General features: G+C 70.4%; 20 protein-coding genes. 11 read left to right on the forward strand and 9 right to left on the reverse strand.

All coding sequences use genetic code 11. The features are described from left to right. Nucleotides 1-4: 4 nt before the first annotated feature. Nucleotides 5-2,581: an ATP-dependent Clp protease ATP-binding subunit gene (locus G5V58_RS20125; RefSeq protein ID WP_165236657.1), complete on the reverse strand. Its 2,577-nt coding sequence runs from the start codon at nt 2,579-2,581 to the stop codon at nt 5-7. Between the two features lie 115 nt (nt 2,582-2,696). Next, nucleotides 2,697-3,038 carry a histone-like nucleoid-structuring protein Lsr2 gene (locus G5V58_RS20130; RefSeq protein ID WP_165236659.1) on the reverse strand — a complete coding sequence of 114 codons (342 nt, stop codon included), beginning with the start codon at nt 3,036-3,038 and terminating at the stop codon, nt 2,697-2,699. 1,082 nt (nt 3,039-4,120) lie between these two features. Here G5V58_RS20130 and G5V58_RS20135 point away from each other — a divergent pair. The 11 genes from G5V58_RS20135 (at nt 4,121) to G5V58_RS20185 (ending at nt 14,667) form a co-directional block, all read left to right on the forward strand. Next, nucleotides 4,121-5,440 carry a glycosyltransferase family 2 protein gene (locus G5V58_RS20135; RefSeq protein ID WP_230486788.1) on the forward strand — a complete coding sequence of 440 codons (1,320 nt, stop codon included), beginning with the start codon at nt 4,121-4,123 and terminating at the stop codon, nt 5,438-5,440. Next, a complete protein-coding gene (locus G5V58_RS20140; protein ID WP_165236661.1) occupies nt 5,433-6,068 on the forward strand; it encodes a class I SAM-dependent methyltransferase in 636 nt (211 codons plus the stop codon). The genes G5V58_RS20135 and G5V58_RS20140 overlap by 8 nt, the downstream gene beginning before the upstream one ends. A gap of 9 nt (nt 6,069-6,077) precedes the next feature. Beyond that, entirely contained in the window at nt 6,078-6,674 is a 597-nt protein-coding gene (locus G5V58_RS20145; RefSeq protein WP_165236663.1) for an SIS domain-containing protein, read from the forward strand. Further along, nucleotides 6,671-7,669, forward strand: a complete 999-nt coding sequence (locus G5V58_RS20150; protein WP_165236665.1) for an NAD-dependent epimerase/dehydratase family protein — start codon at nt 6,671-6,673, stop codon at nt 7,667-7,669. Before G5V58_RS20145 ends, G5V58_RS20150 begins: the two co-directional genes overlap by 4 nt. An 8-nt stretch (nt 7,670-7,677) precedes the next feature. Then, nucleotides 7,678-8,223: a D-glycero-alpha-D-manno-heptose-1,7-bisphosphate 7-phosphatase gene (locus G5V58_RS20155; RefSeq protein ID WP_165236667.1), complete on the forward strand. Its 546-nt coding sequence runs from the start codon at nt 7,678-7,680 to the stop codon at nt 8,221-8,223. A 35-nt stretch (nt 8,224-8,258) separates the two neighbouring features. Then, a complete protein-coding gene (locus G5V58_RS20160) occupies nt 8,259-8,951 on the forward strand; it encodes a transaldolase (RefSeq protein ID WP_165236669.1) in 693 nt (230 codons plus the stop codon). Next, on the forward strand, nt 8,948-9,757 hold the full coding sequence (locus tag G5V58_RS20165; RefSeq protein WP_165236671.1) for a class I SAM-dependent methyltransferase: 810 nt from the start codon (nt 8,948-8,950) through the stop codon (nt 9,755-9,757). The genes G5V58_RS20160 and G5V58_RS20165 overlap by 4 nt, the downstream gene beginning before the upstream one ends. A 5-nt stretch (nt 9,758-9,762) precedes the next feature. Beyond that, nucleotides 9,763-10,743, forward strand: coding sequence for a GHMP family kinase ATP-binding protein (locus G5V58_RS20170; RefSeq protein ID WP_165236673.1), 981 nt, complete (start codon nt 9,763-9,765; stop codon nt 10,741-10,743). Nucleotides 10,744-10,754: 11 nt separating this feature from the next. Further along, the gene (locus G5V58_RS20175; RefSeq protein ID WP_230486789.1) at nt 10,755-11,462 is read left to right on the forward strand and encodes a sugar phosphate nucleotidyltransferase; all 708 of its coding nucleotides are present in this window, start codon (nt 10,755-10,757) and stop codon (nt 11,460-11,462) included. A 71-nt stretch (nt 11,463-11,533) separates the two neighbouring features. Then, on the forward strand, nt 11,534-12,715 hold the full coding sequence (locus G5V58_RS20180; protein WP_165236675.1) for a lipopolysaccharide biosynthesis protein: 1,182 nt from the start codon (nt 11,534-11,536) through the stop codon (nt 12,713-12,715). After that, nucleotides 12,712-14,667 (forward strand): hypothetical protein, encoded by a 1,956-nt coding sequence (locus G5V58_RS20185; protein WP_165236677.1) that lies wholly within the window; start codon nt 12,712-12,714, stop codon nt 14,665-14,667. Before G5V58_RS20180 ends, G5V58_RS20185 begins: the two co-directional genes overlap by 4 nt. Nucleotides 14,668-14,673: 6 nt before the next feature. On the opposite strand, the gene G5V58_RS20190 is transcribed toward G5V58_RS20185, so the two are convergent. From G5V58_RS20190 to G5V58_RS20220, 7 genes are all read right to left on the reverse strand, one after another. After that, nucleotides 14,674-15,447 (reverse strand): type III pantothenate kinase, encoded by a 774-nt coding sequence (locus tag G5V58_RS20190; protein ID WP_165236679.1) that lies wholly within the window; start codon nt 15,445-15,447, stop codon nt 14,674-14,676. 2 nt (nt 15,448-15,449) lie between these two features. Beyond that, nucleotides 15,450-16,322: a carboxylating nicotinate-nucleotide diphosphorylase gene (nadC, locus tag G5V58_RS20195; protein ID WP_165236681.1), complete on the reverse strand. Its 873-nt coding sequence runs from the start codon at nt 16,320-16,322 to the stop codon at nt 15,450-15,452. Further along, entirely contained in the window at nt 16,319-17,974 is a 1,656-nt protein-coding gene (locus G5V58_RS20200; protein ID WP_329957535.1) for an L-aspartate oxidase, read from the reverse strand. Before G5V58_RS20200 ends, nadC begins: the two co-directional genes overlap by 4 nt. 10 nt (nt 17,975-17,984) lie before the next feature. Then, nucleotides 17,985-18,401, reverse strand: a complete 417-nt coding sequence (gene panD, locus G5V58_RS20205; RefSeq protein ID WP_165236685.1) for an aspartate 1-decarboxylase — start codon at nt 18,399-18,401, stop codon at nt 17,985-17,987. Continuing rightward, nucleotides 18,401-19,249 carry a pantoate--beta-alanine ligase gene (gene panC, locus G5V58_RS20210; RefSeq protein ID WP_165236687.1) on the reverse strand — a complete coding sequence of 283 codons (849 nt, stop codon included), beginning with the start codon at nt 19,247-19,249 and terminating at the stop codon, nt 18,401-18,403. Before panC ends, panD begins: the two co-directional genes overlap by 1 nt. Then, nucleotides 19,249-20,142, reverse strand: coding sequence for a Rossmann-like and DUF2520 domain-containing protein (locus G5V58_RS20215; RefSeq protein ID WP_165236689.1), 894 nt, complete (start codon nt 20,140-20,142; stop codon nt 19,249-19,251). The genes panC and G5V58_RS20215 overlap by 1 nt, the downstream gene beginning before the upstream one ends. A gap of 180 nt (nt 20,143-20,322) precedes the next feature. After that, the gene (locus G5V58_RS20220; RefSeq protein WP_165236691.1) at nt 20,323-22,053 is read right to left on the reverse strand and encodes a hypothetical protein; all 1,731 of its coding nucleotides are present in this window, start codon (nt 22,051-22,053) and stop codon (nt 20,323-20,325) included. Nucleotides 22,054-22,073 lie beyond the last annotated feature (20 nt).

Genomic DNA, 22,073 nt, shown 5'->3' on the forward strand with positions numbered 1-22,073 from the left:
GCGCTCAGTCCTCCGAGCGCGGGACGTCGATCGGCCCGTCGGAGTCGTCGGGGCCGTCGGCCGGCGCCTCGAGGGCACCGATCTCGGCGGTCTCGAACGGCGGCAGGTCGGGCAGCTCGCCGACCTTCTGGCCGTCGAAGGTGAACGACGCCGTTGCACCCTCGCCCTCGACGTCGACCAGGACGATCTGGCCCGGGCCGACCTCGCCGTACAGCATCTTCTCGGCCAGCACGTCCTCGATCTCGCGCTGGACCGTGCGACGCAGCGGCCGAGCGCCCAGGACCGGGTCGAAGCCCCGCTCGGCGAGCAGGTTCTTCGCGTTCTGGGTGAGCTCGATGCGCATGTCGCGGTCCTTCAACCGGACCTCGACGGAGGCGATCATGTTGTCGACCATGTGGACGATCTGCTCGCGCGACAGCGGCGGGAACACGATGATCTCGTCGACACGGTTGAGGAACTCCGGCCGGAAGTGCTGCTTGAGCTCCTCCGACACCTTGTTCTTCATCCGCTCATAAGAGCCCGCCGCGTCACCGGACTGGTTGAAGCCCAGGTGCACGCCCTTGGCGATGTCGCGGGTGCCGAGGTTGGTGGTCATGATGATGACGGTGTTCTTGAAGTCGACCACCCGACCCTGGGAGTCGGTCAGGCGACCTTCCTCCAGGATCTGCAGCAGGCTGTTGAAGATGTCCGGGTGCGCCTTCTCGACCTCGTCGAACAGCACGACCGAGAACGGCTTGCGCCGCACCTTCTCGGTCAGCTGACCGCCCTCCTCGTAGCCGACGTAGCCGGGAGGCGAGCCGAAGAGCCGCGAGACGGTGTGCTTCTCGCCGTACTCCGACATGTCGAGCTGGATGAGCGCGTCCTCGTCGCCGAAGAGGAACTCCGCCAGCGTCTTGGACAGCCACGTCTTGCCGACGCCCGAGGGGCCGGCGAAGATGAACGACCCGCCGGGACGCTTGGGGTCCTTCAGACCCGCTCGCGTGCGCCGGATCGCCCGCGACAGGGCCTTGACGGCCTCGTCCTGGCCGATGACGCGCTTGTGGAGCTCGTCCTCCATCTTGAGCAGCCGGGTCGACTCCTCCTCGGAGAGCTTGACGATCGGGATGCCGGTCGCCACAGCGAGGACCTCGGCGATGAGCTCCTCGTCGACCTCGGCGACCTCGTCCATGTCGCCCGCGCGCCACTGCTTCTCGCGCTCGGACTTCTTGAGGATCAGCTGCTTCTCCTCGTCGCGCAGGCGGGCCGCGGCCTCGAAGTCCTGCCCGTCGATCGCCGCCTCCTTGCGCTGGCGGACGTCGCTGATCTTGTCGTCGTACTCGCGCAGGTCCGCGGGCGCCGTCATCCGGCGGATCCGCAGCCGCGAGCCGGCCTCGTCGATGAGGTCGATGGCCTTGTCGGGCAGGAACCGGTCGGAGATGTAGCGGTCGGCCAGCGTCGCGGCCGAGACCAGCGCCTCGTCGGTGATCGTCACCCGGTGGTGCGCCTCGTAGCGGTCGCGCAGGCCCTTGAGCATCTCGATGGTGTGCGCGATCGAGGGCTCGGCGACCTGGATCGGCTGGAAGCGGCGCTCGAGCGCGGCGTCCTTCTCGAGGTACTTGCGGTACTCGTCGAGCGTCGTCGCGCCGATGGTCTGCAGCTCACCACGAGCCAGCATCGGCTTGAGGATCGAGGCCGCGTCGATCGCGCCCTCGGCCGCACCGGCACCGACGAGGGTGTGGATCTCGTCGATGAAGAGCACGATGTCGCCGCGGGTGCGGATCTCCTTGAGGACCTTCTTCAGCCGCTCCTCGAAGTCACCGCGGTAGCGCGAGCCGGCCACCAGGGCACCGAGGTCAAGGGTGTAGATCTGCTTGTCCTTGAGCGTCTCGGGCACGTTGCCCTTGACGATGTCCTGGGCCAGGCCCTCGACGATCGTCGTCTTGCCGACGCCCGGCTCACCGATCAGCACGGGGTTGTTCTTCGTGCGGCGCGACAGGATCTGCATCACGCGCTCGATCTCCTGCTCGCGCCCGATGACCGGGTCGAGCTTGCCCTCGCGCGCGTCCTGGGTCAGGTTGCGACCGAACTGGTCGAGCACCAGGCTCGAGCTGGGCGCGTCGCCCCCGCCGGCCGCGGCCGCCGCCGAGGCGGTCGACTCCTTGCCCTGGAAGCCCGACAGCAGCTGGATGACCTGCTGGCGGACCCGGTTGAGGTCCGCGCCGAGCTTCTGCAGCACCTGCGCCGCGACACCCTCGCCCTCACGGATGAGGCCGAGCAGGATGTGCTCGGTCCCGATGTAGCTGTGGCCGAGCTGCAGCGCCTCGCGCAGGGACAGCTCGAGCACCTTCTTGGCCCGCGGCGTGAACGGGATGTGCCCGCTCGGCGCCTGCTGACCCTGGCCGATGATCTCCTCGACCTGGGCGCGCACGGCCTCCAGCGAGATGTCGAGGCTCTCGAGGGCCTTCGCGGCCACGCCCTCGCCCTCGTGGATGAGCCCGAGCAGGATGTGCTCGGTCCCGATGTAGTTGTGGGAGAGCATGCGGGCCTCTTCCTGGGCCAGCACGACCACCCGGCGGGCACGATCCGTGAACCGCTCGAACATGCAATCTCCTCAAGACTTCGTGGGGTCGCTCAGCACAACCCGACTTCGAGCCTACGCGTTCCCGCCTGAGGTGAGGAGAGCATCCGCTGAGAGCGAACAGCGCCGCTCCCAGCGCTCAGTGAGCCGACTCGTACGCCTCACGCACGTCGGCCGGGATCCGACCACGCTCCGGCACGTCGTGGCCGTTCTCGCGCGCCCACTCGCGGATCTCCCTGGCGCTGGCGCCGCCGTTGCCGTTGGCGGCGGGGGTGCTCGAGCGGCGACCGCCGCCGCGACGACTGCCGCTCACCTTGCGCGCGTGGCCGACGTACGTCGCGAGCGCGTCACGCATCTTGGCGGCGTTGTCGTCGTTGAGGTCGATCTCGTAGCTCGTGCCGTCGAGCGCGAAGGAGACAGTCTCGGTGGCCTCCGAGCCGTCGATGTCGTCTTCGAGGACGATGTGCACTTTCTGCGCCATGTGAATTCTCTTTTCTCGCTGACACGGTCCCCCGAATTCGAACGCCGACAATATGGCACACCACTTTTGGGCACACCAATCGAAATGCCGAATTGCCGGGACTTCCTGACGCTCATAATTGGCAAATTATTTGTCCAGCAAACACTGCTGCATCGACCTCGACGCGTCGCCCAGTGTGGTCGGGGCCTCCACCTAGCCGTCGGGGGCGTGGCGTCAGGTGCCCACCATGGCGGCGCGTCGGCCACCGACCGGCCGGAGAAGCCGACGCTCGACCGGGCCCTCGAAGGCGGTGTGCGGCACCCAGGGCGCGAGCACCGCCACCGCGGCACACAAGCACATCCAGCCCATCCGGGCGGGGCGAGGTGGTCAGTGCACACCCAGATCTCTTCCACCCCGTCAGCAGCGGTGCGCGCAAGAGGTACAGCGCGTAGGACCAGCCGCCGAGTGCGACCAGTGGACGCAGCCCGACCGGGCTCGACGCCCTCGCCGCAGGTCGGTCCCCCCGCGGCCACGATCAGGTAGGCCAGAGGTGGGAGCTCGACGAAGTCCGAGAACAGCTCGGTCTGGCGGAACGGCAACAGCGGCCCGTCCCATTGCAGGAGTGCTGCTCGGCAACCCAGTAGGCGGCGACGACGCAGGCCACGGCCCGCAGTGCGACCGTGCGGAACGCCGCCACCACAGCACGAGGGTTCCGGACCGCCAGAACCAGGCGAGCACGAACCCGGAGAGCACGACGAAGAAGCCGACGGCGGTGTAGCCGAAGTACACGAAGCCCGCCCCGTCGAGGCTCGGCCTGCCGGTCAAGGGACACCACGAGTGGAAGACGAGCGCGACGGTCGCGGCGAAGAACCGCAGCGCGGCCCGCGAGTCGAGCCCTGGGCGATGACGAGCCCAAGGCGACCGCCTCGCCCGCCGGGCGCCTCGCACGACGCCCCGGTGCACCCTGCTGACCTGGCGCCCGGTCGGGCTGGATACCGCGGGGAAACGAGCAGCGGCCGCGCCCGAACTGCGAACCGCCGCGACGCGGGAGCGGCCGCTCGCCGATAGCGGCGCAAGGCCGCCGCGTTGTTAAGGTGAGGCGCGTGCCGGACGTGCTCGAATCCCTGACGCCCGTGGGCACCGAGGTTCCCGCCGGTCTCGAGGCCGCCTGTGCGGTGCCCGGGGTCCGCGCGTTCACCTCCCCCACCGACCCCGAGGTGACCCTCCTCGTCCCTGCCGACGACGAGCCGGACCCCGAGGTCACCATCCTCATCCCCGCCGTCAACGAGCGGATCACGATGGAGGAGTTCGTGCAGTGGTGCCACCGGGGGCTGCGCGAGGCTGGGGTGAAGGGCGAGATCCTCATCGTCGACGCCTCGAGTGACGAGACTCCCGAGATCGCGCTGCGCGGGGGCGCCCGCGTGCTGCACACGCCGCTGCGCGGCCTGGGTCGGGCCTACATCGACTCGATCCCCTACGTGCGCGGCCGGTACGTCGTGATGGGCGATGCGGACTGCACCTACGACTTCCGCAACCTGAAGCCGTTCGTGGACGCGATGCGCGGCGGGGCCGAGTACGCCATGGGCTCGCGCTGGAAGGGGACCATCGAGAAGGGCGCGATGCCGCCCCTGCACCAGTACTTCGGCACGCCGCTCACGACCTGGATCCTCAACCGGCTCTACGGCAGCCACTTCAGCGACATCCACTGCGGGATGCGCGGCATCACCCGCGAGGCGCTGGTCCGGATGGGCATCGTCTCCCAGTCGTGGGAGTACGCCTCGGAGATGGTGCTCAAGTCCGTGCGGATGGAACTGAAGACCACCGAGGTCCCGGTCACCTTCCTCAAGGACCAGGAGGGGCGCCTCTCCCACCACAAGCGGTCCGGCTGGTTCTCGCCGTTCGCAGCGGCCTGGATCAACCTGCGCGCGATGTTCATCCACGGCGCCGAGTTCTTCCTCTTCAAGCCCGGCATCGTGCTCACGGTGCTCGGCCTGCTGCTGACGCTGCCGCTCTCCTTCGGCGACATCACCGTCGCGGGCGTGACCTTCAGCCTGCTGACCATGCTGGTCGGCGTCGCGCTGACCGTGATCGGGCTGCAGAGCATCTACTTCGGCGGCCTCGCGCACATGTTCCTCGACTACGGCGGACGACTGCGCGAACGCTGGCGCCGCATCTTCACCTACACCAAGATGATGGTGATCAGCGGCAGCCTCTTCACGCTCGGCCTTGTGCTCGACGTGGTGCTGCTCGCGACCTTCATCAGCAACGACGCGTCGTTGCCCGACCCGTCGGCGACCGTGCCGCACCTCGGGGTGCTCGGTCTCATGCTCATGATCGTCGGCTTCTCGACGTTCTGCTTCACCCTCCTGCTCCACGCCACCAGCGTCAGCTACGGCCCCGCCGCCGCCCGCCGCAGTGAGTGAGCCCGTCGCGGGCCGCTCCAGCTCCTTCGGTGAGAGCGGCGACGTCACGGCGGTCGACCGGTTCGGGGTCTGGCTGTCCAAGCGCCAGATCGAGAAGGTCGTCGGCCCGCTGACGGGCAAGGACGTCGGCGACATCGGGTGCGGGTACGACGCGACCTTCATGCGCAACGTGCTCGGCCAGGTCCGGACGGCCACGCTCATCGACGTCTCGCTGGCACCCGACCTGAGCCAGCACCCGAAGGTGCGCGCCGTCGAGGGCTACCTGCCCGAGGCCATGGAGCAGGTCCCCGACGCCTCCCTCGACGTCGTGCTCTGCATGTCGGTCGTCGAGCACCTCTGGGAGCCCGAGCAGACCCTCGCCCACTTCCGTCGCGTCCTGCGTCCCGGTGGCGTGTGCGCCGTGAACGTCCCCTCCTGGTGGGGCAAGCGCGCGCTGGAGTACTCCGCGTTCCGGCTCGGGACCTCGCCGGCGGAGGAGATGGACGACCACAAGATGTACTACGACCCGCGCGACCTGTGGCCCCTGATGGTGAAGGCCGGCTTCTGGCCCCACGCCATCAAGTGCTTCCGGCACAAGTTCGGCCTCAACACGTTCGCGGTCGCCACCGTCACCGAGCAGCACGTCTAGGAGTTCCGCATGTCCTTCACCGACGACTTCCTCAAGGAGACCGTCGCCATCGTCCAGTCCCTCGACAGCGACAGCGTGGAGGCGCTGGCCGAGGGGATCGCCGCGGTCCGCGAGCGTGAGGGTCGGCTCTTCATCCTGGGCGTCGGCGGCTCGGCCGGATCGGCCAGCCACGCCGTCAACGACTTCCGCAAGATCTGCAACGTCGAGTCCTACTCCCCCATCGACAACGTCTCCGAGCTGACCGCCCGGGCGAACGACGAGGGCTGGGACACCACGTTCAGCGAGTGGCTCAGGGGCTCGCGGATCGGTGACCGCGACGCCGTCCTGGTCTTCTCGGTCGGCGGCGGCAACCGCGAGAAGCAGGTCTCGACCAACATCGTGGCGGCCCTCGACACCGCCAAGGCGGCCGGCGCCTCGGTCTTCGGCATCGTCGGCCGCGACGGCGGCTACACCGCCCAGCTCGCCGACGCCTGCGTCGTCGTGCCGCCGACCTACGCTCCCCACATCACCCCGCACACCGAGGGTCTGTGCTGCGTGATCTGGCACCTGCTGGTCAGCCACCCGGCGCTCGCCGTGGCCGCGACAAAGTGGGAGTCCGTCGTATGAGCGACGGCAGCGAGCGCCTGCGCCGCGTCTGCGTCGTCGGCGGCGCGGGCTTCATCGGCAGCCACTTCGTGAAGCGGCTGCTGTCCGACGAGGCCACCGAGCAGGTCACCGTCTACGACAACTTCTCGTCCGGTCGCGACTGGCACCTCGAGCCGGTCAAGGACGATCCGCGGCTGAGCGTGGTCCGCGCCGAGGTGGGCGACCTGCCCGCGCTCACCGACGCGTTCCGCGGCCACACCGCCGCCATCCACCTGGCCTCGAACCCCGACATCGCGGCCGCGGTGGCCAACCCGGCCATCGACTTCGACCAGGGCACACTGCTCACCCACCACGTGGCCGAGGCGGCCCGGATGGCCGAGGTCCAGCTGGTGCTCTACGCCTCCGGATCGGGCGTGTACGGCGACCTCGGGGAGGTCGAGGCCACCGAGGACCACGGTCCGATGGTCCCGACCTCGACGTACGGCGCGAGCAAGCTGTCCGGCGAGGCGATCCTGGCGGCGTACGCGGCGATGTTCGACTTCACCGTCCGCGCCTTCCGGTTCGGCAACGTCGTGGGGCCGAGCCAGACCCACGGCGTCGGGTTCGACTTCGTGCGCCGCCTGCTCGACGACCCGACGAGGCTGCGGATCCTGGGCGACGGACGCCAGAGCAAGTCCTACATCTACGTCGAGGACGTCATCGACGCGGTGCTGCTCGCCGGCTCGCTGGCCGACACGCCTTTCGACGCGTTCAACGTCGCGACCGGCGACTACGTGACGGTCACCGAGATCGCCGAGCTGGCCATGCAGGTGGTCGGGCTCGAGCCGGGCTCGACGACCTTCGAGTACACCGGTGGCGACCGCGGCTGGAAGGGCGACGTCCCCGTCGTCCGGATCGGCACCGACAAGGTCCGCTCGCTCGGCTGGGGCAACCGCCGCACCGGCCCCGAGGCGCTGCGCGACTCGATGACCGCGATGCTCGACCAGGCCCGGGCGGGGCTCCTCGACGGGAAGTGACGGCGGCGGTGGGCCGCCCGGCCGTCTTCCTGGACCGTGACGGCGTCCTCAACCGCGCCTTCGAGCGGGACGGGGTGCCCGTGCCGCCGCGGACCCTCGACGAGTTCGAGGTGCTGCCCGGCGTGGCCGAGGCGTGCGCGGCCTTCCGCGCAGCCGGCCTCCTCCTCGTGGTGGTCACCAACCAGCCCGACCTCGCCCGCGGCACCCTGGACCCGACCCTGCTGCAGGCCTTCCACGACAAGCTCCGCGCGGAGGTCCCGGTGGACGACATCGTCGTCTGCCCGCACAGCGGCCACGAGGGCTGCTGGTGCCGCAAACCGCGCCCCGGGATGATCCTCGACGCCGCGCGGCGCCACGGCGTCGACCTCGACCGGAGCGTGGCGGCCGGCGACCGGTGGCGCGATGTCGACGCGGCCCACCGGGCCGGCGTGTCCTCGGTCTGGATCGACTGGGGACTCGGGGAACCGCTCCGAGACGCGCCGGGCGCGCGTTTTGGCTCGCTCGCGCAGGCACGGGAGTATGTCTTGGAGGTCTGCGGCGCCCCACGCGCCTGACCTCCAGCACGGCACATGACGGACTTGGAGCCCCAGTGAAGATCTACGCAGACGGCGCTGACCTCGAGAGCATCATCGCCTTGGCGCAGGACCCCCGCATCTCCGGGTTCACCACGAACCCGACGCTGATGCGCAAGGCCGGGGTCGACGACTACGAGGCGTTCGCACGCAAGGTGCTCGAGACGATCACGACGCACCCGATCTCCTTCGAGGTCTTCGCCGACCAGCCGGCCGAGATGGTGCGCCAGGCCCGACTCATCGCCTCGTGGGGCGAGAACGTCTACGTCAAGGTGCCGATCACCAACACCCAGGGTGTCCCGAGCGACGACGTCGTCCGGGAGCTCTCGCAGGACGGCGTGCACCTCAACGTGACTGCGCTGATGACGGTCGCGCAGGTCGAGGCCGTGGCTCGGGCCTCCGAGGGCGGTCCGGGGCACGTGGTCTCGGTCTTCGCCGGCCGGATCGCCGACACCGGCCGCGACCCGATGCCGATCATGGCGGAGGCCCTCGAGGTGCTCCGCCCCCAGCCCGAGCTCGAGCTGCTCTGGGCCAGCCCCCGCGAGGTCCTCAACGTCCGGCAGGCCGAGCAGGTCGGCGTGCACATCATCACCGCCACCCCGGACCTGATCGGCAAGATGGCCTCCTTCGACAAGGACCTCGACCAGTTCTCGCTCGAGACCGTCCGCATGTTCCACGACGACGCCGCCGCCGCCGGCTTCACGCTGTGAGCGACGCGGCCCCGGTCCGCCTCAACGCCGACGGGACTGACCAGGACGACTGGGACGACCACTGGGACAAGTACGGCGAGGCCGCGAAGGGCAACCCGGCCAACGACTACCGCCACGCCATGATCCTCAAGCTGCTCGGCCCGCTCCCGAAGGGTGCAGTGGTCCTCGACATCGGCAGCGGGCAGGGCCAGTTCGGCGTCGACCTCCAGGAGGCCAACCCGCAGGCGTCGGTCTTCGGCGTCGAGTACAGCGCCGAGGGCGTGCGCCGCGCCAACCAGGCGGCTGAGCGGGCCGGCGTCCCGGCGTACTTCTACGAGCGCAACCTGCTCGAGCCGGTCACCCGCGACGAGCGGCAGCCCCCGGCCACCCACGCGGTGTGCTCGGAGGTGCTCGAGCACGTCGACGACCCGACCACGCTGATGCGCGAGGCGCGTGCCCTGCTGGCCCCCGGCGCCAAGGTCGTGGTCACCGTCCCCGGCGGCCCGCGCTCGGCGTTCGACAAGCACATCGGCCACTGGCGCCACTTCACCGCGCCGCTGCTCCAGACCGTGCTCACCGACGCCGGCTTCGACGTGGACCGGGTCCTGCGCACGGGCTTCCCGTTCTTCAACCTCTACAAGCTCGCGGTCATCGCGCGTGGCCAGAAGCTCGTCGACGACATGGAGCACCGCTCCCCCGGCACCGAGCCGTCGGGACTGGAGAAGGCGGTCACCGGCTTCTTCGCCAAGGCCTTCCCCCGCAACCGCGACGACGCGCGGCTCGGCTGGCAGCTCGCCGCCGTCGCGCACGTCCCACTGGTGGGCTGAGCGTCGTGCTCATCACCCGGACCCCCCTGCGGATCACGCTCGGCGGCGGTGGCACCGACCTGCCGTCGTACTACGAGGAGCACGGCGGCATGGTCGTCTCCGCGGCCATCACCAAGCACATCTACATCTCGGTCAACCGCACGTTCACCGACGACTACTTCCTCAAGTACAGCCAGCTCGAGAGGGTGGACGAGCCCGGGCAGATCGAGCACCCGATCGTGCGCGAGGTCCTCAAGGCCCACGACATCGGGCCCAGCGTGGAGATCGTCTCGACCGCCGACATCCCGTCGGGGACCGGGCTCGGCTCCTCCGGCTCGTTCACCGTGGGGCTGCTCAAGGCGGTCCACGCGATGCAGCGCAACCACGTCTCGGCCTCCGACCTCGGCCGCGAGGCCTGCGAGATCGAGATCGACCGGCTCGGCCGCACCGTCGGCAAGCAGGACCAGTACATCGCCTCCTTCGGCGGCATCACCCGCTTCGACTTCAACCCTGACGGCTCGGTGGACGTCGCCCCGGCGCGCCTGTCCAGCGACACGGTGCACGACCTCGAGCAGCACCTGCTGATGTTCTTCACCGGCTACTCCCGCGCCGCCGACGAGGTGCTGGCCGAGCAGGTGGTGAAGTCGCAGCAGCGCGACCAGTCGATGATCGACAACCTGCACTTCGTCAAGGACCTCGGACTGCGCCAGCTGGACGCCCTGGAGAGGGACGACGTGTCGGGCTTCGCGGAGCTGATGCACGAGCACTGGCTGAACAAGAAGAAGCGCTCGAGCTCGATGTCGAACCCGCGCATCGACCACCTGTACGACCTCGGTCGCGACGCCGGCGCGCGGGGCGGCAAGCTCGTGGGCGCAGGCGCCGGCGGCTTCCTGATGTTCTACGCCGAGGACACCCGCCGGGTGCGCGCGGCGATGCGCGAGGAGGGGTTGAGCGAACTCCGGTTCGGCATCGACCCCGCGGGCAGCACCATGCTCGTGCGCGAGTAGCCGGCCTCATCGTGCAGTGCATCATCCTGGCCGGCGGGCTCGGCACTCGTATGTGGCCGGTCGCCAAGACCATCCCGAAGACGTTGCTCCCCGTGGCCGGCCGGCCGTTCGCCGACTGGCAACTGGAGTGGCTGAGCGCCGCCGGTGTCGACTCGGTCGTCTACTGCGTCGGCTACCTCGGTGACCAGGTCCGCGAGCACGTCGGTGACGGTTCTGCGCACGGCCTGACGGTGACGTACGTCGACGAGGGCCGCGATCTGCGCGGCACGGGCGGTGCGCTGCGGCTGGCCCACGACGAAGGCGCCCTGGAGGCACGCTTCCTCGTTCTCTACGGCGACTCCTGGCTCCAGGTCGACCCCGCGGCGGTGCACGCAGCCCACGAGGCTTCCGGGCTGCCCGCGCTGATGACGGTCTACGAGAACGACGGCCGGTTCGACACCAGCAATGTCGAGTACGCCGAGGGCCGGGTCGTGCGCTACGAGAAGGGGCTCGAAAGCGTCCCGGCGTCGATGCGCTGGATCGACTACGGCCTGTCGGTGTTCGAGCGGAGCCTCATCGAAGAGCGGATCCCGGCCGACACGGCCTTCGACCTCTCAAGTCTGTGCCATGCGCTGTCATTGGAAGGGGCACTGTCGGGCTACCTGGTGTCAGACCGCTTCTACGAGATCGGATCCCCTTCCGGGCTGGCCGAGGTCACCATGTTGCTCGCGCAGCGGTGAGCGGCTCGAGGCGCGGGGCAGCGATCCCGCTCCTCGCCGGCCTGGTCACTCAGGCGGGGACCACCTACCTGGTGCTGGTGCTCGCCGGGCGCTCACTCGGGCCAGCCGGGTTCGGCGCGCTTTCGAGCCTCTACCTCTTGGTCACGAGCGTGGCCACGGGGCTCTTCACCCCGCTCGAACAGGAGGTGACACGCCGTCGAGGCGTAGAACGATCACGCCACACGTGGGATCGTTCCCTCACCCGACGGGCGCTGGGTCACGGGCAAGCCGCCGCCGGAGCCGCGCTCGTCCTGGCGCTCGCGGCGTACCCCCTGACGGTCCGAGTCCTGGGCGATCAGGACTGGCTCGTCGTGTCGCTGTGCCTCGCGCTACCCGGGTACGCCGCATGGTTCGAGGTCCGTGGAGAGCTTGCAGGTCAAGGGCACCTGCGACGTTACGGCACTCAGCTGGTCGTGGACGGAGCGAGCCGTATGGTCGGCGCGCTGGCGCTCGTGCTGACCGGAGGAGAGTCTGTGGCGACATTCGGACTGCTCTTCGGGCTGTCGCCTTGGATCACCTTGCTCCTGACCCTTCCGGGTTGGCGCCTCGCACCTGAGCAACGAAGAGCCGGGCCCGCCGACCCGCTGGCGCGGCCACTCGCGCTGCTGGTGCTGAGTGCGCTCGCCTCTCAGTTGCTCATCAACGCCGGACCCCTCGTGGTCAACCTGTTGGCGACCGACGACGAGCGGGACCTTGCGGGCGTGTACCTCGCAGTCCTCGTGGTCGTGCGCATCCCGGTGTTCCTCTTCAGCGCGGTGCAGCCCGGATACTTGCGCTCCTTGGCGGAATACGTCGGCGGTGGCGACCGCCAGGCGTTCGACGAGCTGGTACGGCGCGTCCTGATGACCGTCGCCGGCGTCAGCGCAGCGGTCTGCCTGGCTTCGACGGCTCTGGCCCCGCCGCTCGTGAGCTGGGTGTTCGGCTTCGACCAGAGGCTCGACCGCGCCACCTGTCTCCTGCTCACCCTCGCCGTCGGGCTCTTTCTCGTCGCCGTGGTCCTCGCCCAAGCTCTCCTCGCTCTGGGACACCACGTCTGGGTCACCACCGGCTGGCTGCTGGGACTCGCCGGACTCGCCCTCGGTGCGGCACCCGACACGGGAGTCGTCACCAGGGCGACACTCGCCCTGCTGGCAGGTGCCGCAGTCGCCACCGCGAGCCTGGCCTTGCTGCTGCGGCGCGAACGCGCCCAGTGGGCCATGATTGGCCCGTCATGAGCGCGACGACGACCGGACGCGGGGAAGCCCCTCCCTCGGGTCCGGTCCCCCAGGCACCTGCCCGCGACTTCCTCAGCGCACCTGTGTACGCCGGGCTGGCCGCGCTCTGTGGGCTCCTGACGTTGCTCCTCGTGTGGCTGACCCAACGCCGCTACTCGCAGTTCTTCGCCGACGACTTCGTCTACCTGCAGCTCGCTCGTGACGGCGAGCTGACCCCGTCCTGGCTAGTCAGGGACAACTACGGACACTTCGCGCCGCTCACACGTCTCGCGTACTTCGCGGTCCAGCGCACCGTTGGCCTTGACTACCCCGTCGCCGCGCTGCTTCCAGCCGTCGTGGTCAGCGGCATCTTCTTGGCGCAGGCGTGGCTTCACCGTGAGTTGATCGGCCGCCGCCCGCTGGCGCTTCTCGTCGCCCTGGCCGGCACCGCCTCGGTGCCAGTGCTGAAAACCGTGCTCTGGTGGGGCGCCGCGGTGCACGTGCTCGGAGCAGCCTTCCTGATGACGCTCTGCACCGCTGCCTTCGTCGTCTACTGCCAGCACCGTCGCGAGTGGCAGCGCGCGGTGTCAGTGCTCGCTCTTGTCGCTGCATTGCTGGTGCAGGAGCGGCCAATCCTGACCATCGGCTACCTCGTGCTCATCCGCTACCTGTTTGGTCTCGGCTTCGCGCGTCGACCTGGTTGGCTGACACGTGAGGCTCGGCTGTGGGCGCCCTACGTCGTGGTGGAACTCGTCTACCTCGTGTACCGCGCCTTCATCTTCAACTCCTCTCCTGAGCCCGGTAGCGTCGGCGGGACGGTACGGCTGGTCTGGGAGAGCGTCTGGCGCGGCTATCTCCCCACACTGGTGGGCTCACGCACCTCGGCCGCGGACCCGTTGATCACGCTGCAGGCGGTGGTCGGCCTCGCCGCGTTGGTGGCTGCCACGGCCCTTCTCGGACGTCTTCGCCGGGGCGTGTGGCGCGTGGTGGCGTTTCTCGTGGCCATCTACGCCGCCAACCTTGCGATCGTGGCGGCTGGCCGGCTCGATGTCTCGAGCATTGCTGTGATCGTGGTGGACCTGCAGTACTACGTCGACGTGCACATCGGTTCGTTGCTTGCCTTCGCTCTGGGTTACGCGACGCTGCCCGAGCGGGAGAGGTCCCCGCGCGACGGACGCCGGACATGGCTCGTGCTGGCGTCGTTGGCCTCGACGGCCGTGGCCCTCTCGACGCTGGTCACGCTGCACGACGTCTCTGAGCACAACCAGACGACGCCAGCGCACTCGTACGTCACCGCGGTCACTCGCCAGCTCGAGGCGCGTCCCGGTCCCTACGACCTGCTCCGCACCAAGCTGCCCGTTGACATAGCGCCAACGTTCATCGAGCCTTTCACCGCTGTGTCCGACGTCTTCGCCTTGGACCCCGACGTCTCCGCGAGGCTGGATCCGACGGCCGACGAGCGGCTGCTGGTGACGTCGACGGGCCGACTCGTCAGGGCTCACCCGACGACCCTGGCCAACATCCCGCTGAACGCCGGGACCGTCGAGGCGCGCGTCGGCACGGTGGTCGACTCGGCCGACGGTGCGTGCCTGAGCGGCCCGGCGGGATCCAACGTCCTCATCACCCTGCCCAAGCGGCTCGCGTCGGACAGCTTGTTCTACGCGCTGACCTACAGCAGTGCGAGCGACCGAGCGGTCCGACCCGTCATGCTCGGCCCTGATCCGCAGTACAACCAGGTCCTGAGCCCTCTACCCGCCGGAGACGACGTCACCGTGGTGGACCGACTTGACGGTCGCAGAGCCCGGAGCATCGTTCTCGGGTTCGAGTCACCCCTGCGGAACCTCTGCCTGCAGAGGTTGTCCATCGGACGGCTGTCGGCCGTAGTCGGGGGACGCTGCCGCGTGGTGACGGTCTACGGGAAGCCCTCGAGGGCATCCTCGGACTGCGACGCCAGCTGGCCCGTCGTCGACTAGGCCCGATCACCCGTTGCGTTCGAACACCAGCCTCAGGCCCCGCAACGTCAGCCACGGGTCCCGCTCGGTGAAGCAGGCGCACTCGTCGACGACCAGGCCGGCGAGATAGCCGGTCGCGATCACGGTGACCTCGGCGCGATCCGCTCCGAGCTCGGCGAGCATGCGCCCGACCAGGCCGTCGACCTGGGCGGCGACACCGAAGATCAGGCCGGACTGGAGCGCCTCGACGGTGTTTTTGGCGATGGCGGTGCGGGGGCGGACGAGCTCGACCTCGCGGAGCTGGGCGCCGCGGCGGCCGAGAGCCTCGAGGGAGATCTCGATGCCGGGGGCGATGGCGCCGCCGACGTACTGGCCCTTGGCGTTGACGACGTCGAAGGTGGTGGCGGTGCCGCCGAAGTCGACGACGACGGCGGGGCCGCCGTAGAGGGTGGCGGCGGCGAGGGCGTTGACGATGCGGTCCGAGCCGACCTCGCGGGGATTGTCGGTGAGGACGGGGATGCCGGTGCGGACGCCGGGCTCGACCACGACCGCGGTCACGTCGGCGAGGTGGCGGGTGAGCATCTCGCGCCACTCGAGGAGGACGGCGGGGACGGTGGAGCAGACGGCGACGCCGTCGAGGCCGGTGAGGCGGTCGCCGAGGAGGCCGCGGAGCAGGGCGGCCCACTCGTCGGCGGAGCGGCGCACGTCGGTCGACACGCGCCAGTCGGCGACGACCTCGCCGTCCTCGAGCAGGCCGAGGACGGTGTGGCTGTTGCCGATGTCGGCGGCGAGGAGGGGCACGGCTAGCCCTCGCTGAGGTCCAGCCCGAGGTCGAAGACCTTGACCGAGTGGGTCAGGGCGCCGACGGAGATGAAGTCCACGCCGGTCTCGGCCACCTCCCGGGCCCGGTCGAAGGTCAGGCCGCCGGAAGCCTCCAGGCTGGCGCGGCCGGCGGTGATGGCGACCGCCTCGGCCATGGCCTCGGTGGGCATGTTGTCGAGCAGGATCTCCTCGCAGCCGGCCTCGAGCAGCTCGCGGAGCTGGTCGAGGTCGGTCACCTCGACCTCGACACGCAGGTCCGGGTACGCCGCGCGCACGGCGCGGTAGGCCGGCACGACGCCGCCGGCGGCCACGACGTGGTTGTCCTTGACCATCGCGCGGTCCGAGAGGCTCATCCGGTGGTTGAGGCCGCCACCGCAGCGCACGGCGTACTTCTCCAGGTGGCGCCAGCCGGGCAGCGTCTTGCGGGTGTCGAGGACCCGGGCGCTCGTGCCCTCGAGGGCGTCGACCCAGGCCGCGGTGGCGGTGGCCACGCCGGAGAGGTGGCAGGCGAAGTTCAGCGCGGTCCGCTCGGCGGTGAGCAGGCCGCGGGTCGGGCCGGCGACCCGCATGACCACGTCGCCCGGGCCGACGCGGGTGCCGTCGGGCACGCGGTCGGTGACGGTGACCTCCTCGCCGAGGACGGTCTCGAAGACGAGGGCCGCGACGACCAGGCCGGCGACCGTCCCGGGCTCGCGGGCCGCGAAGACGCCGTCGCCGCGGGCGTCCTCGGCGATGGTGGCCACGCTGGTCACGTCCTCGGTGGGGACGTCCTCGGCCAGGGCCCGGTCCACGTGCGCCTGCACCTCGTCGGGGTCGAGCCCGGCCGCGGCCAGCTCGTCGCGCAGGGTGCTCACAGCGTGTCCGTGGGCGGGCTCGCGACGTACTCCAGCCGGAGCTCGCCGTCCTGGGCGCGGACGTCGACGTGGCCGGCGAAGCGCTCGTCGTCGCGGTCGGGGAAGTCCTCGCGCCAGTGCGAGCCGCGGGTCTCCTCGCGCAGCGCGGCGGCGTCGGCGAGCGCGGTGCTGATGGTGACCAGGTTGGTGGTCTCCCAGGACTCGAGGTCGACGGCCTCGGCGGGTACGCCGGCGAGCTTCTCCAGCACGGCGACGGCGTCCGCCAGGCCCGCGGCCGTGCGGAGCACGCCGACCTGGGACGTCATCGTCTCCTGCAGCTCGCGGCGCAGAGTGCCGGCCACCAGGCCGGCGCTGCGCTCGTCCGGAGCGGGGTCGGCCCAGTCGCGCAGCTCGCCGGGCAGCACCTCGGCGATCCTGCGGGAGAAGACCAGGCCCTCGAGCAGGGAGTTCGAGGCCAGCCGGTTGGCGCCGTGCACGCCCGAGCAGGCCACCTCGCCGGTGGCGTAGAGCCCGGGCACGCTGGAGCGGCCCCAGAGGTCCGTGTGCACGCCGCCACTGGCGTAGTGGCAGGCCGGCGCGACCGGGATGAGCTCGGTGACCGGGTCGACGCCGTACGAGCGGGCGGTGGCCAGGATCGTCGGGAACCGGCGCTCCCAGAACTCCGCACCGAGGTGGCGGGCGTCCAGCCACATGTGCGGGTGCCCGGTGTCGAGCATCCGGCGCATGATCGCCTTGGCCACCACGTCGCGGGGCGCGAGGTCGGCGAGCTCGTGCACGCCCTGCATGAACCGGCGGCCCTCGAAGTCGACGAGGAACGCGCCCTCGCCGCGCACCGCCTCCGAGATGAGCGGCTGCTGGCCGCGGGAGTCGGGACCGAGGTACATGACGGTGGGGTGGAACTGGACGTACTCCAGGTCGCGCAGGGTCGCGCCGGCCCGCAGCGCGAGGGCCATGCCGTCGCCGGTGGAGACGGCCGGGTTGGTGGTCTGGGAGAAGACCTGGCCCAGACCGCCGGAGGCCAGGACCACGGCACGGCAGCGGACGGCACCGACTCCGTCGCGCTGGCCCTCGCCCATGACGTGCAGGGTCACCCCGGCCACCCCGCCGTCCTCCGCGAGGAGCAGGTCGACGGCCAGGGCGTGCTGGACGACCTCGATCTCGGGTGCGCGCTCGATCGCGGCGATGAGCGCCCGCTGGATCTCGGCTCCCGTGGCGTCGCCGCCTGCGTGCGCGATCCGGTCGCGGTGGTGGCCGCCCTCGCGGGTCAGCGACAGCTCGCCGTCCGGGTCGTGGTCGAAGTTGGTGCCGAGCGCGATCAGCTCGCGGACGGCCTCGGGTCCCTCCTCGACCAGCACGCGTACGGCGGCCAGGTCGCACGCGCCCGCGCCGGCGACGAGGGTGTCGACCTCGTGCTGCGCCGGGGTGTCGCCCGGGCCGAGGGCCGCGGCGATGCCGCCCTGCGCCCACTGGGTCGACCCGGCGTTGAGGACGTCCTTGGTGACGACCAGGACCTTGTCCACGCGGTCGCGCAGGCGCAGGGCCGCGGTGAGGCCGGCGATGCCGGAGCCGATGACGACCACGTCGGCCGTCGTGGTCCAACCGGGCTCCGGCGCGGTGAGGCGGCCCGGGAGCCGGCGTACGGGTGCGGTCACCGAAATCAATCTAGTGCGTGGTCAGGTCGCCGCGAGCCAGCGTGGGGTCCCCGAAGGTCTCGGCGGGGTCGAAGCCGGTGGCCAGGATCTTGTTGTCGGCGTCGACGAAGACCACGTGTGGCTTGAGGTCCTGGGCCTCGGCGGTCTCCATCTGGCCGTAGCCGATGAGGATCACCAGGTCGCCGGGGTGCACGAGGCGGGCGGCGGCGCCGTTGATGCCGATGACGCCCGAGCCGCGCTCGCCGGCGATCGTGTAGGTCTCCAGACGGGCGCCGTTGGTGATGTCGACGATGTGGACGAGCTCGCCGGGGAGCAGGTCGGCGGCCTCGAGCAGGTCCTCGTCGACGGTCACCGAGCCGACGTAGTGCAGGTCGGCCTGGGTGACGGTGGCGCGGTGGATCTTGCTCTTCATCATGGTGCGGAGCATCAGGGGTGTCCAATCGTGAGGGGCATGTTGTCGATGAGGCGGGTGGAGCCGAGCTTGGCGGCGATGAGCACGCGCGCCTCGGTGCCGGGGGGTGCGTCGCGGGGCAGCTCGCCGAGGTCGGGATCGGTGACGACCAGGTAGTCCAGGTCGACGCCGTGGCCGGTGCGCAGGGCGGCGCGGGCGGCGCCCAGGGCGGCGTCCACGCCGCGGACGGCGTCCTCCTGGGCGCGGTGCAGGGCCTTGCTGAGGACGGCGGCCTCGCGGCGTTGGTCGGGGTCGAGGTAGCGGTTGCGGCTGGACAGGGCCAGGCCGTCGGGCTCGCGGACGGTCTCGGCGCCGACGACCTCGACGCCGAGGCACAGGTCGTCGACCATCCGGCGGACCAGGACCAGCTGCTGGTAGTCCTTCTGGCCGAAGACCGCGACGTCGGGCCGGACCAGCCCGAACAGCTTGGCCACGACGGTCAGCACGCCGCGGAAGTGGCCGGGCCGGGTGCGGCCCTCGAGCACGGTGGCGAGCGGGCCGGGCTCGACCGTGACCTGGGGTTGGGCGGGCCAGCCGGGGTAGACCTCCTCGACCGCGGGGGCGAAGACCAGGTCGACGCCCTCCTTGTCGCAGATCCGGAGGTCCTCGTCGAGCGTGCGCGGGTAGCGCTCGAGGTCCTCGCCGGCGCCGAACTGCAGCGGGTTGACGAACACGCTCGTCACGACGACCTCCGCGCGCCCTCGCGCCTCGCGCAGCAGGCTGGCGTGCCCGTCGTGGAGCGCGCCCATGGTGGGCACCAGGGCGACCGAGGCCTTCCCGGCGAGCCGCTCGCGGAGCTCGGTCCGGGTGGGGACGAGCTCCATCAGCGCACCCGGACGCGGGCCCGGGTCTCCGCGGCGTCGAGCGCCTCGCGGATGCGCTGGGCGCGGAGCGGCACCAGCCGGCCGTCGGTGACGGCGCGGCCGAGGGTGGCCCGCGCCAGCGCGACGTACGACGCCAGGGTCTGCGGGGCGTTGGCCTCCACGTCGCGCAGGTGGGCCTCGACGGTGCCGAGGTCGCCGCGGACGATGGGTCCGGTGAGCGCGGCGTCGCCGTGGGCCAGCGCGTTGTCCAGGGCCGCGGTGAGCAGCGGGCGCAGCGTGCCGGCCGGGTCGTCGGCCCCGGCCGCGGAGAGGATCTCCATGGCCTCGGTGACCAGGGTGACCAGGTGGTTGGCGCCGTGGGCCAGGCCCGCGTGGTACAGCGTGCGCATCTCCTCGGGCACCCACATCGGCGTACCCCCCAGGTCGGCGACCAGGCCCTCGACCACGGCGCGCTCGGCCGGGTCGGCGGTGAGGCCGAAGACGGTCCCGGTCAGCCGCTCGAGGTCGACCGCCGTGCCGGTGAAGGTCATCGCCGGGTGCATCGCCGCGATCCGCGCGCCGACCGCGCGGGCCGGCTCGAGGACGGCCAGCCCGTGGCGGCCCGAGGTGTGCACGACGAGCTGACCCGGGCGCAGGGCGCCGCTGTCGGCCAGCATCGTCACCACGTTGCCCAACATGTCGTCGGGCACCGCGAGCAGCAGCAGGCCGGCGGTCCGGGCCACGGCTGTCGGCTTGCGGCGGGGTACGCCCGGCAGCAGCGAAGCGATGCGGCTGCGCGAGGCGTCGGACTCACCGGCGGCCGCGACCACGTCGTGGCCGGCCGCGCGGAGCGCAGCACTCAGGACGGCGCCGACGCGACCTGCGCCGACGACGCCCACCCTCAGGGCGGACATCTCATTGACCTCGTTTTCGTTCCCGTCCCTCCGACCACTCCCGCGCCGATCGCTGCCTGCTCGATCGGTGCTGGAGCCGGTGTGGGTACCGGACTACTTCCTGTGCCAGTTCAACGACAACGGTACGGCGAAGTTTCCCGCCGCGGGAGCGGTACCCGCGTGACCTGGGCGACACCCGGGTCAGCTGACAAGGCGCCCGACCTCGACCGACTTCACGCAGACATCGACGCCCGGGTCGAAGCCCTTCACCCTGAGGGTGGCGATGGAGGTCGCCTGCACATTGTCGAGGACGCCAGGCCGGCGAGGGGTGAGCGAGTGGTCGTCCGGGTTCGCGCGGTCAAAGGTGGTCGCGCCGGTTCGGCGGACGACGGTCCTCAGGCCGGTGGGCGAGCTGACCTCAGCTGTGGTCCGCACGACGAGGCCGGGTCCCTCGACAGGCTCGCCGAGAGCCCAGATCACCGAGACGTCGCGGGTGCTCGTGAAGCAGAGCTGGTTGCCTGACCTGATGGCCCGGTTCGGCGCATTCCGCAGCCTCAACTCTAATGGTCCGGCCACGCGGACCCACTCGATGTGCGCGGGTACCAGGTTCCCGCTGTCGTCGACGCGGTACAGGCGTCGGTCAGGATCGTCGAAGTGCAGATCCGGGACCGTCAGCCGCAGGACCCGGCCGACCCGGTTGTAGGGGCGGAAGTCGCCCGGCACCACGAAACCGGGTACATCACCACCCAGCACGGCGAAGGGCTGACCATCAGCTCCGATCACGGAGGCCGACTCACGTGCGTGCTCGACGTAATCCGGCGTCGCACCTTCCGGGAGCTGGTAACGGGCAGTAGGTCCGGTGGACCATGCGTAGCCGCCGAGCATGACCACGATGGCGGACGCCACCATCGCGCGCCGTGCCACGGGAGGCGGCCGCAGCCGGCGGCCTCGGAGCCGGGCCGGCGATCGCCACGCCTCGAGCATTCCGACGGCGAACAGCGCCGTTGGCAGGTGGAAGTAGATGACGTTGTCCACGACGTGCACACCGAAGATGGACACCCGGTTCAGCACGAGCGCCAGAGTAGGCAGGAGCCAACCCGCCGCAGCGAACAACAGACCCTTCCACGCCGCCTCACGGGTAACCAAGAGCCACAGGACTGCGAGGCTGAGGGTGACGCAGCCGACGATCAGGCTGAAGGCCGAGAAGCCGGTGGACCGCGGGTCGTGGAACCCGAGTGCGGTCGGCACGAGGGTGTGGACGAGGGAACGCACCAAGGCGTGCGCCGTGTCCGTGACCGACGGCCTGGGGACCGGGTCGTAGTAGTTCAGCCGGTAGTTGAGGGCCGCCGCCAGACAGATGGTCGCCAAGCCGGCCCAGGTCCACCACGTGCGACGAGCGAGCACCCCCAGCGATTCGGCGGTCACGCGATCACGGAAGAGCAGGACCCAGAGCCCGAGGTACCCGATGAGCAGCATGGGCAACTCGTAGTCGAGCACCCCGAGCGCTGCGCCGGCCCAGCAGAGGATCGAGAAGCGTGACCCCCTGCCACGTACCACCTCGACCATTGCGGCGAACGAGAGGTAGCAACCGATCAAGGCCGGCATGATGTTGACCCCGGCCGTCCACCAGTTGCCGAGCTGGAGCAAGGTGAGCGACGGCGCCACGACCACGCATCCCACAAAGGCGTAGCCCGTGCGCCCGTGCAGCACGACCATGAGCCAGACGACGCTGGCGACGACCCCCGCGAGCAGGACGAACAGCACGCACGGGATGACCCACGGGTGGTCTGCCACCGAGTCGGCCACCATGAGATCGACCAAACGAGACACGGGCGAGAAGTGTCGGAACAGGCCCATCGTCAGGTAGTCCCGACTCAGGTCGTTCTCTTGGGCCTCGCCCAGGAAGATGAAATCGTCCCAGAACAAGAACACGTTCCGCGACAGTCCGATCA

This window comes from Nocardioides anomalus (genome assembly GCF_011046535.1).
Classification (GTDB): Bacteria; Actinomycetota; Actinomycetes; order Propionibacteriales; family Nocardioidaceae; genus Nocardioides; species Nocardioides anomalus.